General features: G+C 43.5%; 10 protein-coding genes. 3 read left to right on the top strand and 7 right to left on the bottom strand.

What is annotated here, in order from left to right; translation table 11 throughout:
- The first annotated feature begins 2 nt into the window (after window positions 1-2).
- Complete coding sequence (locus NT175_02965; protein ID MCX6233672.1) at window positions 3-1,127, top strand: glycosidase; 1,125 nt, start codon at window positions 3-5, stop codon at window positions 1,125-1,127.
- A gap of 11 nt (window positions 1,128-1,138) precedes the next feature.
- Window positions 1,139-2,236: a sn-glycerol-3-phosphate ABC transporter ATP-binding protein UgpC gene (ugpC, locus tag NT175_02960; GenBank protein MCX6233671.1), complete on the top strand. Its 1,098-nt coding sequence runs from the start codon at window positions 1,139-1,141 to the stop codon at window positions 2,234-2,236.
- 2 nt (window positions 2,237-2,238) lie between these two features.
- On the opposite strand, the gene NT175_02955 is transcribed toward ugpC, so the two are convergent.
- The 6 genes from NT175_02955 to NT175_02930 all read right to left on the bottom strand — a co-directional run bounded on the left by NT175_02955 (window position 2,239) and on the right by NT175_02930 (window position 14,640).
- Complete coding sequence (locus NT175_02955) at window positions 2,239-3,531, bottom strand: extracellular solute-binding protein (protein ID MCX6233670.1); 1,293 nt, start codon at window positions 3,529-3,531, stop codon at window positions 2,239-2,241.
- A gap of 89 nt (window positions 3,532-3,620) precedes the next feature.
- Window positions 3,621-5,390, bottom strand: coding sequence for a LamG domain-containing protein (locus NT175_02950; protein ID MCX6233669.1), 1,770 nt, complete (start codon window positions 5,388-5,390; stop codon window positions 3,621-3,623).
- Window positions 5,391-5,475: 85 nt separating this feature from the next.
- Window positions 5,476-6,522, bottom strand: coding sequence for a LamG domain-containing protein (locus tag NT175_02945; protein MCX6233668.1), 1,047 nt, complete (start codon window positions 6,520-6,522; stop codon window positions 5,476-5,478).
- 47 nt (window positions 6,523-6,569) lie between these two features.
- On the bottom strand, window positions 6,570-8,072 hold the full coding sequence (locus NT175_02940; protein MCX6233667.1) for a RagB/SusD family nutrient uptake outer membrane protein: 1,503 nt from the start codon (window positions 8,070-8,072) through the stop codon (window positions 6,570-6,572).
- 17 nt (window positions 8,073-8,089) lie between these two features.
- Window positions 8,090-11,200 (bottom strand): TonB-dependent receptor, encoded by a 3,111-nt coding sequence (locus tag NT175_02935; GenBank protein MCX6233666.1) that lies wholly within the window; start codon window positions 11,198-11,200, stop codon window positions 8,090-8,092.
- A gap of 320 nt (window positions 11,201-11,520) precedes the next feature.
- The gene (locus NT175_02930) at window positions 11,521-14,640 is read right to left on the bottom strand and encodes a laminin G (GenBank protein ID MCX6233665.1); all 3,120 of its coding nucleotides are present in this window, start codon (window positions 14,638-14,640) and stop codon (window positions 11,521-11,523) included.
- A gap of 291 nt (window positions 14,641-14,931) precedes the next feature.
- Here NT175_02930 and NT175_02925 point away from each other — a divergent pair, with 291 nt between their 5' ends.
- Window positions 14,932-15,162 (top strand): hypothetical protein, encoded by a 231-nt coding sequence (locus NT175_02925; protein MCX6233664.1) that lies wholly within the window; start codon window positions 14,932-14,934, stop codon window positions 15,160-15,162.
- Between the two features lie 359 nt (window positions 15,163-15,521).
- Here the strand turns inward: NT175_02925 and NT175_02920 are convergent.
- On the bottom strand, window positions 15,522-15,967 hold a 446-nt coding region (locus NT175_02920; protein ID MCX6233663.1), incomplete at its 5' end, for a hypothetical protein.

Below are 15,967 nucleotides of genomic sequence, written 5' to 3'. Positions count from 1 at the left end.
GAATGGAACAAATAGACGACTGGATCATAATTTCACCCGACGATGTTGACCTGAACAAATCTCCTTTGCGAACCAGCCTGGGAAAGGATACATACGTCCTGGGATCTTTTAATCCGGGCATGGCCAGATTACCGAACGGCAACCTCCTCCTCATGGTGCGTGTTGCCGAAGCATTATCTGAGCCGGTAAAGGATGGACATATCCATACTATTCGATGGGAGGACGGAAGGTATGTCATCGATCGTTATGCCCTTGATGAAGTTGAAACCGAAGATCCCAGGAAATTTACGCTGAAGCGATTCAAGCCAAATATTGTATATGCCCTCACTTCATTGTCGTGGCTGCTTCCGGTAGAGCTTTCGCCAGATGGAAGAAGCATCGCAGAAGTGCATTATGACAAAGCGATTGCTCCTGATCGTTCAAGTCAGGAATATGGAATAGAGGATGCGCGGATATCGCAGATAGGCAATAAATATTACATGACAACATGTACTGTAAGTTCTGAGCGTCATGCTACCACTTTATTTGAAAGTAATGATGGCCTCAATTACAGGTTTAAGGGGATCATCCTAGATCACCAGAATAAGGATATGCTCATTTTCAATGAAAAAGTGGGTAATGAGTACTATGCATTGACGCGTCCGCTGGGCTCTTTATATTTTGTCACCGGCAAATCTTCCGAATGGATACCAGGGCCATCGATAAACCTGGCTACTTCGCCCGACCTGATGCATTGGAAGCCTTTTGACAAAGCATTCATTCGTCCGCGAACAGGATCCGGCTTTGGTAACCGTATCGGTGGAGGCACCCCCCCAATTCTTACTGATAAAGGATGGCTCATGCTTTACCACGGGGTGGAAAACAAGGGCAAAGTCGGTATATATCGCACATATTGGGCAATGCTGGATAAGTTTGAACCGTGGCGAATCCTTCAGCACGATGACACCAGGCCGGTCCTTGAAGCCATGGATAGCCTGACAGAAAGAATGAAGGACAAGATATACCTTAAAGATGTAGTGTTCACCACAGGCATAGCAGAATGTAATGACCACTTTATTGTTGCATCCGGGGAGCTTGACCTGGCTTGCAGGATATCCCGGATTCCAAAAAAAATATTTGGCTTATAAAAAAAATTTCTATGGCAGGAGTTAGCATTCAGAATGTAAGCAAAAGTTACGACGGTAAAACCAAAGTCGTCAAAGATGTGAGTTTCGAAGTATATGATAAAGAATTCGTTGTGCTTGTCGGACCTTCCGGATGTGGCAAATCAACCATCCTCAGGATGATTGCGGGGCTGGAAAGCATTACAGGCGGCGATATCCTGATTGACGGCCAGCGTGTCAATGACCTCTTACCCAAAGACAGGGATATTGCCATGGTTTTTCAGAATTATGCACTCTATCCTCACATGACGGTTTACCAGAATATGGCCTTTGGTTTGAAGATCAAGAAAATGAACAAAAAGGAGATCGATAAGAGGGTACGTGAGGCTGCAGCGATTTTAGAAATAACTCATCTGCTTGGACGCAAGCCCGGCGAAATGTCGGGTGGGCAGCGCCAGAGAGTAGCCATAGGAAGAGCCATTGTCAGGAAACCGAAGGTCTTCCTTTTCGATGAGCCACTCAGCAATCTTGACGCAAAACTTCGTGTCCAGATGCGTATTGAACTGCAAAACCTTCACCGGAGGCTAAACTCTACCATGATATATGTAACCCATGATCAGACGGAAGCTATGACACTGGGTGAAAGGATCATCGTATTAAAAGATGGCATTATCATGCAGATTGGCACTCCCATGGAACTTTATGACCATCCTCAGAATCTTTTCGTAGCAGGGTTTATTGGCTCACCTCCAATGAACCTCCTCTACGGCAAGATAGAAAGCGGGAACATGTTTGCCGGTAAAAACCGGAAAGAATTGATGCAATTACCTGAAAGTGTGGTGTCGAGGTTAAAAGGATATCATGACCGAAATATTTATATAGGAATCCGTCCGGAAAACATAACTGAAAACGCTCCTGTAGATGTGTCCGGCTGCTGTTCAATGCATGTTTCAGTGGTAGGTGTTGAGCACCTGGGAAGTGAAATACTGCTATATGCCAATGCGGAAGATACCCCACTGATTGCACGTCTTTCTCCTTCCAGCCGGCTGAATCCGGGGAGTGACGCAACTCTCCATTTCAATCTGGAAAATGCGGTGTTTTTTGATGCTGATACAGAAGACGTTATTAAGTGATCTTACTTTAATCCATTTAGCAGGACATTAACAGCGTCGGCAGCATCTTTCACGGCTTTTTCAGGTGTTTTTCTTCCATAGAGCACACAAGCTTCATATTCTTGAGAGATGATGTCAAAAACCTCCACTATCTGAGGGTGGTTGTCCACACCCTTTATGTAATCCGCCTGCATGGCAAATGGCTTTAGCTTGGGATTTTCATTGAGGAAAGATTCATAAACAGGATTTGTGGAAATGTTCTTCCTTCTGGGGAATTGACCGGTGACACGCAACAGATCGAAATCACCCTTTTCGCTGATAAGCGTCCTTAAGAACTCCCATGCGGTGAGGGGATCGGAGCACGTGTTAAAGATCACGATATTTTTTGGATCGCCGTATGTATAAACCGGACTGTTAGTCTCCTCAGGCACCATCATGGGCATGAATTCATATTCCATCTCCGGCGGTTTGAACTTTTCCAGGTAAGGAACCTCCCAAGGTCCTGTAATCAAGGTAGCTACGCTTTCCATGATAAAAGGATCCTGACTGGACGTCATTTGTTGTCGTGACAAATAGTTTTTATTGTATAAATCCTGAAGAAAGGCAAACACCTTAAATGCATACTGATTATTAAAGGCAGCCCTGTTGTTTTCGATGAGCGATGCCCCGTTGCTTGCTGCCAGATAAAGGGGATAGAAATTGAAAAGTCTTTGGTACCATATTGGCTGGACTGTTGTATAACATATCCAGCGGTCGAAATATCCATCATTGTTTTTATCTGCACTGATAAGCCCGGCGGCCTCCATGTATTCCTGATATGTCCGGGGGAATTTTTCCAGACCCACTTCCTGAAAAATTTTCACATTGTAAAGCATCATGATTGGGTTCACTTTCCAAGGGACCTGGTAGATATGCCCATCGGCAGATGTGATCTCTTTAATCGCTTCAGGAGAGCACCTTTCAGTGATTGTTTCGATAAATCCGGGCATCGTATCAAGCCTGATGAGCACTCCCGCCTGGGCATACATTTCTATATTTCCCTGCCACATGTTGGCATAGATTGCCGGGGTGGTTCCTCCGACTACTGATGCAAGTATGATCTCTTCGCTGGATTGCCCTTCAGGGATAGGTTGGAACCGGATTTGCCTGTCAGGATTTGCTGAATTCCATTGTTCAATTTTTTCAGACAGATAGGATATTTCCTGGGAATTATTTGAAGACCATATAAGCATTTCTCCTTTATCGGTTCCGGACCTGCAGGATATTATCAGGATTGCCTGAAATAAGATGAGAAGAATTGATAATATCTTTTTCATTCCTTTTCTGCTTGATGGGATTAAATTTAGCAAAAAAAATGGTTGCCCTGAACGGGCAGGGCAACCATTTCAGTAATTGCAGAATGGACTTATTCCACTACGTTAGTGCTTTCGAAGTCGTATATTGAGGCCACCTGAGCCCCGGTAAGGGCAATTTTATAGAACCTGATATCATCCATATCGCCTTTAAAGTAACCACCCCAATTAACGTAGAATGGGCTGGTATCATCTGGTGAATAAACGCCGGTGGGTAGATCTGATCCGATTGACAGGTTGATATTATCAACAACCACCGCAGTTCCGGGTGTATTGTCCCATGCTTTTGCCAATTCTCCATTGATATAGAAATTCATAAATCCATCGGCAAAGGTTACAGCGACATGAGTCCAGGTATCAGCAGTGATCGCATGCGGATTACTATCCCGATCATAATAAACATCATTGCCTCCAAAAATCGCCTTCACAGTGAAGAATAAATAATTCGCGTCGTTAAGGTTCAGTTTAAAGCCATTCCAACGGTTCAATGAAATAATGTAATCATTGTTAGTCTGTTCTTCCATTTTTATCCAAAGGCTAATAGTCATGCTCTGAGGATTTAATGCGGTGGAATAGGGTATTTCAATATTAGATCCCTGGTCAAAATGATAACAATAATTTGCATTTCCGAAGCGGTCGGCAGTCAATTGCGGAGCTGCACCACCGCCAAAAAATACATGACCCGCCGTTGGCGTGCCATTGTTCCCGTTGGCTGTGGCATCAGTGGCATCTCCATTGAACATCCAGTGAGCAACCATATTTTCAAATGATAAATCGGGAATTTTTTTAGCCTCGAATACATTAATAGCCGCCTCAAGGTTCGTCGTGGCTGCATCCAGTTCAGCCTGGGTTACGCATTCTGCATCTCGCACAATTTGAGCCAGGTCTATAGCAACTTGAAGATCGGCCTTAGCACCTGGCGGATACTGGCCCGGTTCAGTACCTTCAACGGCAGCATCATACAAAGCCTGTGCCTGCAAGATAGTAGCGTCAATCTCTGTGAAATCAACAATCGGACATTGCAGCGACTCGAATAGGTCAATAGCAGTCTCAAGGTTTGTCCTGGCAGCATCCAGTTCAGCCTGGGTTACGCATTCTGCATCACGCACAATCTGCGCCAGGTCTATGGCAACTTGAAGGTCGGCTTTAGACCCTGGCTGATACTGGCCCGGTTCAGGTCCCTCAACGGCAGAATCATACAAAGCCTGTGCCTGTTGGATAGTAGTGTCAATCTCTGTGAAATCAACAATCGGACATCCCAGGGCCTCGAATATGTCAATAGCAGCATCAAGGTTCGTTTTAGCAGTATCCAGTTCAGCCTGGGTTACGCATTCTTTATCACGCACACCCTGCGCCAGGTTAATAGCAACTTGAAGGTCAGCTTTAGCACCTGGCGGATACTGGCCAGGTTCAGTTCCTTCAACGGCAGAATCATACAAAGCCTGTGCCTGTTGGATAGTAGTGTCAATCTCTGTGAAATCAACAATCGGACATCCCAGGGCCTCGAATATGTCAATAGCAGCATCAAGATTCGTTTTAGCAGTATCCAGTTCAGCCTGGGTTACGCATTCTTTATCACGCACACCCCGCGCCAGGTTAATAGCAACTTGAAGGTCGGCTTTAGAACCAACCGGATACTGGCCCGGTCCAGTTCCTTCAACGGCAGCATCATGCAATGCCTGTGCCTGTTGGATAGTGGCGTCAAGCACTGTGTAATTTACAGTCGGACATTCCTCTTTTTTATCTTTTTTACATCCTGAGATAAACAGACCCATACTTAGTGGGAGAATTATTGCCCACATCAAAATTGTTCTATTTTTCATTTTCTGTCTGATAATGCCAAATTTAGCAAAAAAAATGGTTGCCCTGATTGGGCAGGGCGACCATTTCAGTAATTGCAGAATTGACTTATTCTACTACATTATCTTTTTCGTAGTTGTAGAGAGAGGTAATCTGAGTTGCTGTAAGAACAACATTATAGAACCTGACATCATCTATATTGCCTTTAAAGTAGCCGCCCCAATTCACATAGAACGGACTTGTATCATCCGGTGAATAAACGCTGGTCGGAAGATCTGATCCGATTGATACGTTGATAGTACCATCAGCCGCTGGAATTCCTGGAGTATTGTCCCATGCTAATGCTAATTCTCCATCGATATAAAAATTCATAAATCCATCTGTAAAGGTAACGGTGACATATGTCCAGACATCGGGCAAAATTGCCCCTGGATTGCTATCTCTGTCATAAATACCTTGATTAGTCTTAATAGTAAAGAATAAGAAATTCGCATCCTGGAGATTCAGTTTCCACCCATTCCAACGGTTCATTGCAATAATGTAATCATTGTTAGGCTGTTCTTCCATTTTTATCCAAAGACTTATTGTCATATCCGGAGGATTTAATGCAGTGGAATAGGGCACTTCAATATTGGAACCTTTGTCAAAGTGATAACAATAATTGGCATTTCCGAAGCGGTCGGCAACCAATTGCGGAGCTGTGCCACCGCCCCAGAATGTATGACCCGCCGTTGGCGTACCATTATTTCCGTTAGCCGTAGCATCATTTGCATCTCCATTAAACAGCCAATGTGCTATCAGGTTTGCAGGTGAAACATCAGTGATCTTTTGAGCATCGAATGCAGTAATAGCAGCCCCAAGGTTCGTATTGGCAGCATCCAGTGCAGCCTGTGTGACGCATTCTGTATCACGCACATTCTTTCCCAGATCTTTAGCAGTCTGAAGAGCAGCTTTAGCACCTGCCAGATACTGGCCCAATGCAGTTCCTTCAACGGCAGCAGCATTCAAATCCACTGCCAGTTGGATAGTAGCGTCAAGCACTGTGTAATTTACAGTCGGACATTCCTCTTTTTTGTCTTTTTTACATCCTGAGATAAACAGACCCAGACTCAGTGGGAGAATAATTGCCCACATCAAAATTGTACTTTTTTTCATTTTTTTTTAATTTAAGTTTGTAATTGGTTTTGTTAGTATTAAAAATATTATAATTCAAAATTCGTATTCAGCTCACTTTGAGGAATGGGGAAATGCTTATATTTTGAGTAGTCAAAATTTTCTTTGTCTGAAAAAGCTTCATTTGCATAATTTTCTCCATATCTTATAATGTCAAAGTACCGGTGAAATTCAAATCCGAGCTCGACTCTCCTTTCATGCCTGATAGCATCCCTTAATGATGACTGGCTGCTGCCGGAGATATCTGGTAAGAGGCCATCCGGGATTGTCCCATAACCCGGAAGGTTGGTATCGTACAGATAAGATTCGCGGGCTCTTTGTCGGACCATATTGATATATTGCTCGGCTTGAGCCGTATTACCCTGTTCATTTAACGCTTCAGCAAGCATTAATATTACATCGCTATACCGGAGGAATATATAATGGAGTTGCCCTTGGTCCTTATTTTCTTTCGGGACTTCAGCAAGGGGTTGTATATATTTCTTCTGTAAATATCCTGTTGGTGACCAATCCGGATTAAACATCACATTGCTGTCCAGCCATATCTGGCCTTCTCTTCCAATCGTATAATCCAGCCTGGGATCGTAAATGCCCGTTGGGGTTTTCTCGAATTCATCCACAAAATTCTGCGTGGGGGCATCAAAGCCATAACCATTCTGAGCCCTGGGGGCGAACCACGAGTTCATACCGTTGCCAAGCCCAGGATCCTGCCCCGCAAGATGTCGTACGGCAAAAATCACTTCAGAATTATCTTTTGTAGCGTATGTAAAATTATCCTTATATACTAAAGCCAGTTGGTGTAAGCCGGAATTCACGACATTCATGGCAGCCTCCTCCGACAGCGACCACTGCTCATTGAATAAATATGCTTTAGCCAGGAAAGCGTATGCGGCTATGCTTGTTGCCCTGCCCAGGTCTTTGCCTGTAAATGTTTCCGGCAGTAAGGTTGCAGCCGCTGTTAAATCCGGAATTATTACTAATGACCAGACCTCGGCGACCGGTGTAGCTGCTCTTTGCATCTCTTCCGTGGTGGGCGTGGTGAGATGTACCGGTATATCACCGTAAATATTCACCAGCCAATAGTAGAAGTAGGCACGTAAGAATTTTGCTTCTCCTTTGATCTGGTTGCGCCGTTCGACGTCCATATTAATGCCGTCGATATTGTCAAGCAACTTGTTGGCTCGAGAGATTCCTTCATAGTAAACGACCCAGACTGTTTCAAGGTTGCCATTATCTGTTGAAACATTAAAATCGTCAATCAAACCTATATCGGCCTGGTCGCCCGGAATTCCTCCTTTTGCAGCATCGTCAGAAGCTACATCGCCGAAAACCCATATCCTGTTGTCAGAATTGGCAAAGGATAGAACATTGTAAATGCCTGTGAGGGCAAGTTCAGCATCGTTGGCAGTCTTGTAAAACTGCTGGTCTGAACGTTCTCCCAGGAGGTCTTCATTCAGAAATTTTTGACATCCCGGCAGCATTGCCGATACAAGGACTAACAGCGTAATAATTTTTGTGTTTATGCGCCTCATTTGATTTTATTTATTATTTAAAACCGGATATTGAATCCTAATGTGTATATTTTGGAGAGAGGGTATGTTCCCCAGTCTATCCCTGGTGCCAAATCGGCATTATGAACAATTTCACTCTTCAGGTTATCACTATCGTACATCTCAGGATCAAGTCCCGGGTATTTTGTGATCGTTAACAGGTTCTGCGCGCTGATATAAACCCTCATAGACTTGACAGAAGAGTTTTCACCAAGTTTAAAATTGTAACCCAGCGTCACATTCTTCAATCTTGCATAAGAGCCTGATGCAAGGAATCTTGTAGAAGCCTTTTTATTATTGGAAGAGCCTATCCATGATGCCCTGGGATATTCATTGGTCGAGCCGTCTCCCGTCCAGCGGTTATCATAATATCTTTGGGTGACAGTAAATCCTCTGTAGAATCCTTCAATATCTTGATTTACTTGCATATAGATATCATTTCCCGCCACACCCTGGATGAAAAGCGAAAGATCAAATCCTTTCCATGCCAGATTAGCAGTCATACCATACATATAACGGGGAATGCCACTTCCTACATGTGCCCTGTCCTTTTCGTCGATTATACCGTCGGCGTTCTGATCCTTGAATTTTACGTCACCTGGTTTAATACCCGGCCCCTGGTACGCATGGGTGAATATATCCAATTCATTCTGAAATATTCCCTCCATCTCATAGATGTAAAATGACCCAATCGGGTAACCCACTTCGGTAAGGGTTGCATAGACTGCATCATCGATCCTTCCGGCAGCAATCGGCCGGCCATTGCTTAAGGACAGAACTTCATTGTGAAGGGTGGAGAAATTACCTCCGATTTCGTATTTGAACCCGCCACGTTCTTCTCTCCAAAATAACTCTAATTCCAGACCGCGGTTAAGCATCTCGCCTGCATTGACCCAAGGTGGATTTGCGTCTCCGCCGCTGGCAGGCAATGATACGGGTATTAGCATATCTGTCGTATATCTCCAGTAATAATCTGTGATAAATGTAAGCCTGTCATCAAGAAAAGCCAGATCAAGACCAATGTCATAGGTTGTTGTGGTTTCCCACGAGGTGTTTATATTTCCCAGGGAAGATACGGCGTAACCGTAATTATTATTGTTGCTGAAAGGATAGTTGTAGCCATCACTTACAACAGACAGGTAATTATAAAGACCTATCTCCTGGTTTCCCGTCTGACCGACGCCAACCCTTAACTTCATCTGGTTCAACCAATCGAAGTCTTTCATGAATGCTTCATGGCGAATATTCCATCCCAGTGAGCCGGAATAGAATGCACCCCACCTGTTTTCAGGAGAAAATCGTGATGATCCGTCATAACGTATAACCCCCTCTGCCAAATAGCGATTATCAAAATTGTAATTGACTCGTGCAAAACCAGACAACAAAGCCCAGCCGGAAGCGTATTCGTATGCGTTTTTGTTGAGGACCAGACCATTGCCAAGGTATCTCATATTTGGCGATTGATCAGGAAAATCACGGTCGGAAGCGCCATGTCCGTTTGATTGGTTCTTTATGGCTTCGGTCCCGAGCAGGAAATTGAGATGGTGTTTTTCATTAAATATTTTCGTATAGTTCAGCGTATTGGTCAAGTTGTAAGTGAACCCGATTCCGGTTCCTACACTGAGTGAATTCGGGCTGTTAACCCTTCCATCAGTTCCCCAGTTTTCGTTGAAGCGTTTCTCATCACTGAAAGTGACATCAACCCCCAGATCTGATTTGAATTTAAGGTCTTTCACGATAGTGAATTCAGCGAAGACATCCCCGAACATCCTGTATGTTTTCAATGTCCAGTCATATTTATCCGCCAGTCCAACCGGGTTGTAACCATCACCGAACCACATAATCGTTTGTGCGAGGCTGTACCCATCAAACGTGGGAATATCGGAAAAACTTCCGTCAGCTTCATAAACGGGGATAGCAGGATTTCTGAAGAAAGCGTACCGAACGACACTGCCTCCGTTTCCGCCATATCCATCGCCCGAACTGCCTACAAGGTTTTGTTTGGTGAAAGACAGGTTTACATTTGATCCAACCGTAACCCACTTCGCAAGTATAGTTGAAATACTTGTTTTGAAGTTTATTCTTTCATAGGCAGAATTAAGCATGATCCCATCCTGCTTCTGGTAGCCTCCACTAACGAAATAAGTTGTGCGGTCATTCCCGCCGCTTATAGATATTTCATGATTTTGTATAATTGCAGGACGAAAGATTTCCTTCATCCAGTCGGTGTTGGAAAGCTGCGATCTTATCGCGTCAGGTATAGTTTCCCTTTCGTCTGCAAGGGCAGCTTCATTATATATCTTTATATAGTCATCAGTATTGGTCATTTCTGTCAGGTGGCCATGAGTCTGAATACCGCCGTAAAAATTATAGCTGAAGGCAGGCTTACCGGCTACTCCTTTTTTCGTAGTGATGATGACCACACCGTTACCAGCTCTTGAGCCGTAAATAGCTGCAGATGAAGCATCTTTCAATACCGTCATCGATTCGATATCCTCCGGATTCAAAATTCCAGAAATATCTTGTGTCGGCACGCCATCTACAATATATAGAGGATCGTTGCCGTTGATGGTCCCGATACCCCTGATCCGGACTTTAATGTTTTCGCCCGGCTGGCCGGAAGTGGAGCTCACTTGCACCCCTGCAGCTTTACCCTGCAAAGCCTGGTCGATCCGTGTGATCGGCTGGTCCGTGATCTCATTTATTTTGATGGTTGAAATGGCACCGGTTACATCACTCTTTCGCTGAACTCCATATCCCACCACAACTAATTCATTAAGCGTGGCGACTTCAGTCTTTAATACAATGTCCATAATGAGGGATGCAGAAGGTTTGTTGGGAATGCGGCGTTGTTCGGTCTTATATCCAATAAAAGAATAAACGATTGTGATCGAATCGCCTGCAATCTTTCCTTCGGGTATGACTAGTCGGTATTTCCCTTCAAAATCGGTGGCAGTCCCTAGTGTGGTATTTAAAGCATAGACAGATACCCCCGGAATAGTAGAATTCGTTTCATCCGTTATAACTCCTTGGATGGTTTGTGATATGGAAGCAAGCGATACAAGCATAAAAGAAAAGAAGGCCAGCCCCTTGAGTAAACCTTTATTCATAAACTTTTTAATTAGAAGTTCATTTCAACAATTCAAAGCCTGAAATCTAAAATTTATCTTAGATGCGCACTTATGCGATATCAGGTTTAATCTTTTTTTCAAAGGTATAGAAAATTCAGGATACATACAATAGAAATAATGAAATAATATGACTACATATAAAAATAATAAGAATATTATCAGATATTTCTAGCAAGCGAATCAATTGGTATGAATCCCAGAGTAGGCTTTGGACTCAAATTCCGCAGCGAGCTGCAGGGAATTTAACCAAACCACCTCACCCCCGGCGGGGGGTGAGGTCAATTAAAAATCGCTAAAAGTCAGCGTATTATAACAAGTTTTTCCGGAAACAGGGTCATACCATTGCTGATAAGTAACAAATAAATACCGGGACTGAGGCGTTTGACAGGAATTGTAATCGTTGCGCCACTTTTATCAGGTAAATAAGTCATCTTGTAAACGGAGGAGCCATCCAGTCGTATAATATTCAGATCAACCCGGATTTCCCGATCCAGGTTCAATACCAGATTTACGACATCTGAAGCAGGATTCGGAAATACGTGAATACGCTTCTCATCGAGTTGATCTTCATATATCTCGGAAGATTCTTCTTCAAAGATGGCCAAAACTTTTTCATGGCTGATACCATAGTTAAAAATCTTCACCTTATCTAATTTCCCTTTAAAATCGAACCCGGTCTGTCCGGGCAATGACTGTCCCATGACCAGATCATAAGTGGTTGTATTGATCTTACCCTGAAACTGGGCGAAAGCATCAAGTGATCCATCCAGGTATAATTGACAAAAAGTTCCATCATATATTGCGGCCAAATGGTACCATCTGTCCACTTCGAGAAGGCTGTTAATATCCAGGTCGATTATTCCCGCTTCTCCGTTGAGGGTAAACCTCAGCGTGTGATCTCCTAAAGATATTTTCCACCTGTTATTCCAATTTCCATGAGAAACAATATATGATTCCCTGTCGAAAAAATTGTCTATATAAATCCATCCGGTGAATGAGAGTCCCTCACGAAAATTCAGAATATCGGAATTTTCGACTCTTACCATACTTGTAGAGGAAGGAAATGAAAGCGATTGGGAAGGATTACCATGCATGTCATCAACATATTCTACGTCGACGGGTGCTCCATCATTGCCGTAACCGCTCTGGTCCAACAGGTTACCGGCAAACTCATAACTTGCCACCAGATTCCCTGTCTGACCACTACCGGGATTATTCACCAGAACTGAAATATTTTTCGATACTGAAGCTCCGGCTGTATCCGTAACTGTACAGGAGATAATATATATTCCTTCGATATCCGGCGCAGTGTAAGCTGCCGTGCTGTCATTACCCTGGATCGATCCTCCATCAGCGGTCCACATATATGAAAGAGAATCTCCATTCGGATCCGTTGCTCTGCAAAGAATGATAGCTGTATCGCCCAATTCCATGTACTTGTCCGAAACCGTCATCAACTCGATTTCAGGAGGGTAGTTGATAGTCTCAACAACGTCGACTGTTATTGAATCTGCTGCCTGTAATCCTCCTTCATCTGTTATCGTACATTTAAAAACAAGGATTGCCGGTTCCGGCGGAGCTGTCACTGTTACTTGGCTTTCCGATCCGACGATAACATCTTCCGACTCCCATAAATAAGTCAGATCGACGGTTTCCCTGTCAGTGGCCGTACAAAATAAGCTGATCTCTGCCCCTGTCAGGACTAACGTATCGGATACTGCAACCGACTTGATCCTTGGAGGATAGTTAGCCACAGGGTTTCCTGAGTTGTAATCAATCACAATACCATTTACCAATGCTTTATTGAGGTCATATTCGATGATCGAGCCGCATGGAATAAGCACTGCTATAACCGGACTATCGGAAGGGATTGTCACTGAAGTGCTTCCCAAAGCGTTGGTGATGATCACCTGGTTTGATATGGCATCATAAATATCAAACGGATTTTCTGTGAAGTGAACGACGACTGTCTTTTCTTCTTCGTATGGATTATAAATTAAGTAAGATGGATATGCATCATCATGATAATAATCTGTTGCAAGAAGATCCAGTTTGAGTATTCCCGGCACATCGGTCGTATCGATCAAAGCCCCCAGTATCCCGACATGAGATGATCCGTATAAACCCAGGTTAGTCTCTGCCCAGTTTCCTGACATGGCATCACCGGTGCCATACGGGCCGGCAATATTCTCACGTAAGGCCTCATAAGCTATAACGGAATGAAGGTCGTATATTTCCGTCCAATCTTCATTATCTTCCATATCATCCGGAAGGTATGCCGAATAGAAGAGCCGTGTTGCGTTGGCAACATTCAATGTCCATTTTCCGATCGCTCTTGCAAACCGGTCATCGTACCTTACCAACGGAACAAGCGCACCAGCCTGTTCCGTTCCGTTCATATTAAATGCATATCCCTCATATTCCTCCACGGCCTCACCGATGAGTCCTTGTACATCCTGGCCTCCCCATCTTTCGACTATGGCTCCCCATTGCCTCAACGGACCAATATCGAAGCACCAATTCATTATCTTCTCCAGATCATAGGTAGTACTTAGTTCTGCATTCATACGGGCAGCCATGTAAGCTCCGTAAGAAAGCTGTAATTCATAGGCAGGATTCGTGTTCCAGCCATCAAGGAATTCCATCGCCCACTCAGCTCCTTTACGGTATTTTGAATCCATTGTGACATGATAAGCCTGGTAAAGGATCCAGGCTATGGCACCGGCCGCTTCCGGCTCTTTCACCCCTTCTACGAGCGGTGTCATGGATGACAGATCAAATGCCCTGTAATTCATGTAAGCCTCATTCCAGGGTGTGTCATCTCCACCCATTGCTTCCACTGCTTCAAGCCACCTGTCGGCAACAGTCACGAATTGATAATCAAAATCACCGGTGCCGGGATATAAATAATTCATCTGATAGAAGAAAACATTCGGCATTGTCTCATACCACCAATCATCCCCTGAACTCGCAACTGGGTTGTTCAGATAGACATTTTCTTCCGGCCTTTTATTAAAAAATTCTTCGCACATCAGTGCCCAGTTATATCCTGACTGATCGCTCTTATCGATTCCTGCCAGGGTCGCTCCAACGACTGCCGGTATAAGGTTTATGGCTTCCTGGCCCGGAAGGCTGTTGGAACCCACATACGACTGTATCCCAAATGAAGGATGTTCCGGGTAGTTGATGGTGTTTTCGATAATAGTTGTAAGCGGCAGATACTGTCCGGTTGCTTCCAGATTAAAGACCAATGAATCATATCTCCTGGCAACTGACTTCCAATCGCGCATTTCATAAGGCTGAGGCATATTGGGCATCATTTCGATGCGGTCAATATCAATCTGTTGTGCATTGATTTGCTGATGCACGGAGAGCAATAAAATTATCAGTATCACGGATTGAAATAGATATCTGGTCATCGGAGAAAGATTTAAGAGTTCACTAAGGTAGTATTTATAAGATAGGAACTCTAATAAAATAATGGGAAAATTATCCTTAAAGAAAAATACATAGATATATGATGATTGGGCGATTGTCGATGGCCGATGTTCGATGTTCTACAATAAGGCGAAGGCGAAGTGGAAATGATTTTTGAATTTGAATGACACCTGACATGAGCTCCTCTGCGAATAGTTGAATATTGCAGCAAAGTTACATATCTAACGTTATAAGTCACGAAATTTTGTAGTAACTTTGTAAAAACATCCAAAATGTCAACGAATGAGTTACAAAATCAATTAATCCGAAGGATACTCGACATAAGTGACCAGGAGGTATTAGAATATCTTTACGGCATTGCCGGCAATGAAAAGGCTATTATGTATGAACTGACCTCCTTTGAGAAACAGGTCGTTCAGGAGAGCCTGGAAGAATATTTTTCCGGAAAGGTGGAGTCAAATGATGAGGTTTTCGCAAAAACAGAAAAATGGTTAAGCGAATAATCTGGACACACCGTGCTATTTCTGTTTTTCAAAAAATTCTTGAGTTTTATTACCTTAGAAATGGGACAAAAACATATAGTTCCAACCTCAATAGAGAGGTAAAAGATCTTGTTTCCCTTCTTTATAAACATCCTTTTTTAGGAAGGAAAACGGAAATGGATCATGTGCGGGTACTCATCAAAGGTGATTATAAGATATTTTATCGAATTGGTAAAAAAGAGATTATTATTTTATTGATTTGGGATTGTAGGCAAAATCTGGATTCGTTTAAATTATAATGTCAGAAGAAACTTATTGTAAAATCGACAAATCGACTAATTCCCTCAGCTGGCGCGCGTCCCGCTTTTGAGTGAAACCCCTTATAATTTTGCAAAATCCCTTTTCCGGATGACAAAGTAATTCTTTTTCTTTTTACCGGCAAACCGGTCAAATGCAGTTTGTTTCAGTATATACAAATTGCCGGAGCCATCAATACCTTCGGCGCTTATGAATGAATCTTTTAACCAACCCGCATGGGAGTCGCCGGGCATGAACCGGAACATGCTTTGATCACGCACATGAAATATGGCCAGAAAATTATCAGAATCGGACTGTACTATAATCTTTACTTTACTGAAACGGGGGATCTGCACAAAAAACGTCGTGCGTGATTGATTCAATTTCCCAATCGCCACATAACCCATCGCATAGGTTTCGACAAGAAAATACTTCCTGCCGCCATACATTTCAACTTGTAGACTGTCACCCGATTTATTCCAGGTGATAAACGGTTTAGTACCTTTTACCGGCCGGAATACCAGCATAT

Source organism: Bacteroidota bacterium, assembly GCA_026391695.1.
Classification (GTDB): Bacteria; Bacteroidota; Bacteroidia; order Bacteroidales; family JAGONC01; genus JAPLDP01.
The sequence above is the reverse complement of the archived record's forward strand: the minus strand, read 5'-3'. Positions and strand labels throughout refer to the sequence as shown.

Bases quoted from the DNA above. Each gene is read 5' to 3' on its own strand.
- NT175_02925 (MCX6233664.1), top strand. From the start codon at position 14,932: ATGTCAACGAATGAGTTACAAAATCAATTAATCCGAAGGATACTCGAC.
- NT175_02955 (MCX6233670.1), bottom strand. From the start codon at position 3,531: ATGAAAAAGATATTATCAATTCTTCTCATCTTATTTCAGGCAATCCTG.
- NT175_02945 (MCX6233668.1), bottom strand. From the start codon at position 6,522: ATGAAAAAAAGTACAATTTTGATGTGGGCAATTATTCTCCCACTGAGT.
- ugpC (MCX6233671.1), top strand. From the start codon at position 1,139: ATGGCAGGAGTTAGCATTCAGAATGTAAGCAAAAGTTACGACGGTAAA.
- NT175_02935 (MCX6233666.1), bottom strand. From the start codon at position 11,200: ATGAATAAAGGTTTACTCAAGGGGCTGGCCTTCTTTTCTTTTATGCTT.
- NT175_02950 (MCX6233669.1), bottom strand. From the start codon at position 5,390: ATGAAAAATAGAACAATTTTGATGTGGGCAATAATTCTCCCACTAAGT.
- NT175_02965 (MCX6233672.1), top strand. From the start codon at position 3: ATGGAACAAATAGACGACTGGATCATAATTTCACCCGACGATGTTGAC.
- NT175_02930 (MCX6233665.1), bottom strand. From the start codon at position 14,640: ATGACCAGATATCTATTTCAATCCGTGATACTGATAATTTTATTGCTC.
- NT175_02940 (MCX6233667.1), bottom strand. From the start codon at position 8,072: ATGAGGCGCATAAACACAAAAATTATTACGCTGTTAGTCCTTGTATCG.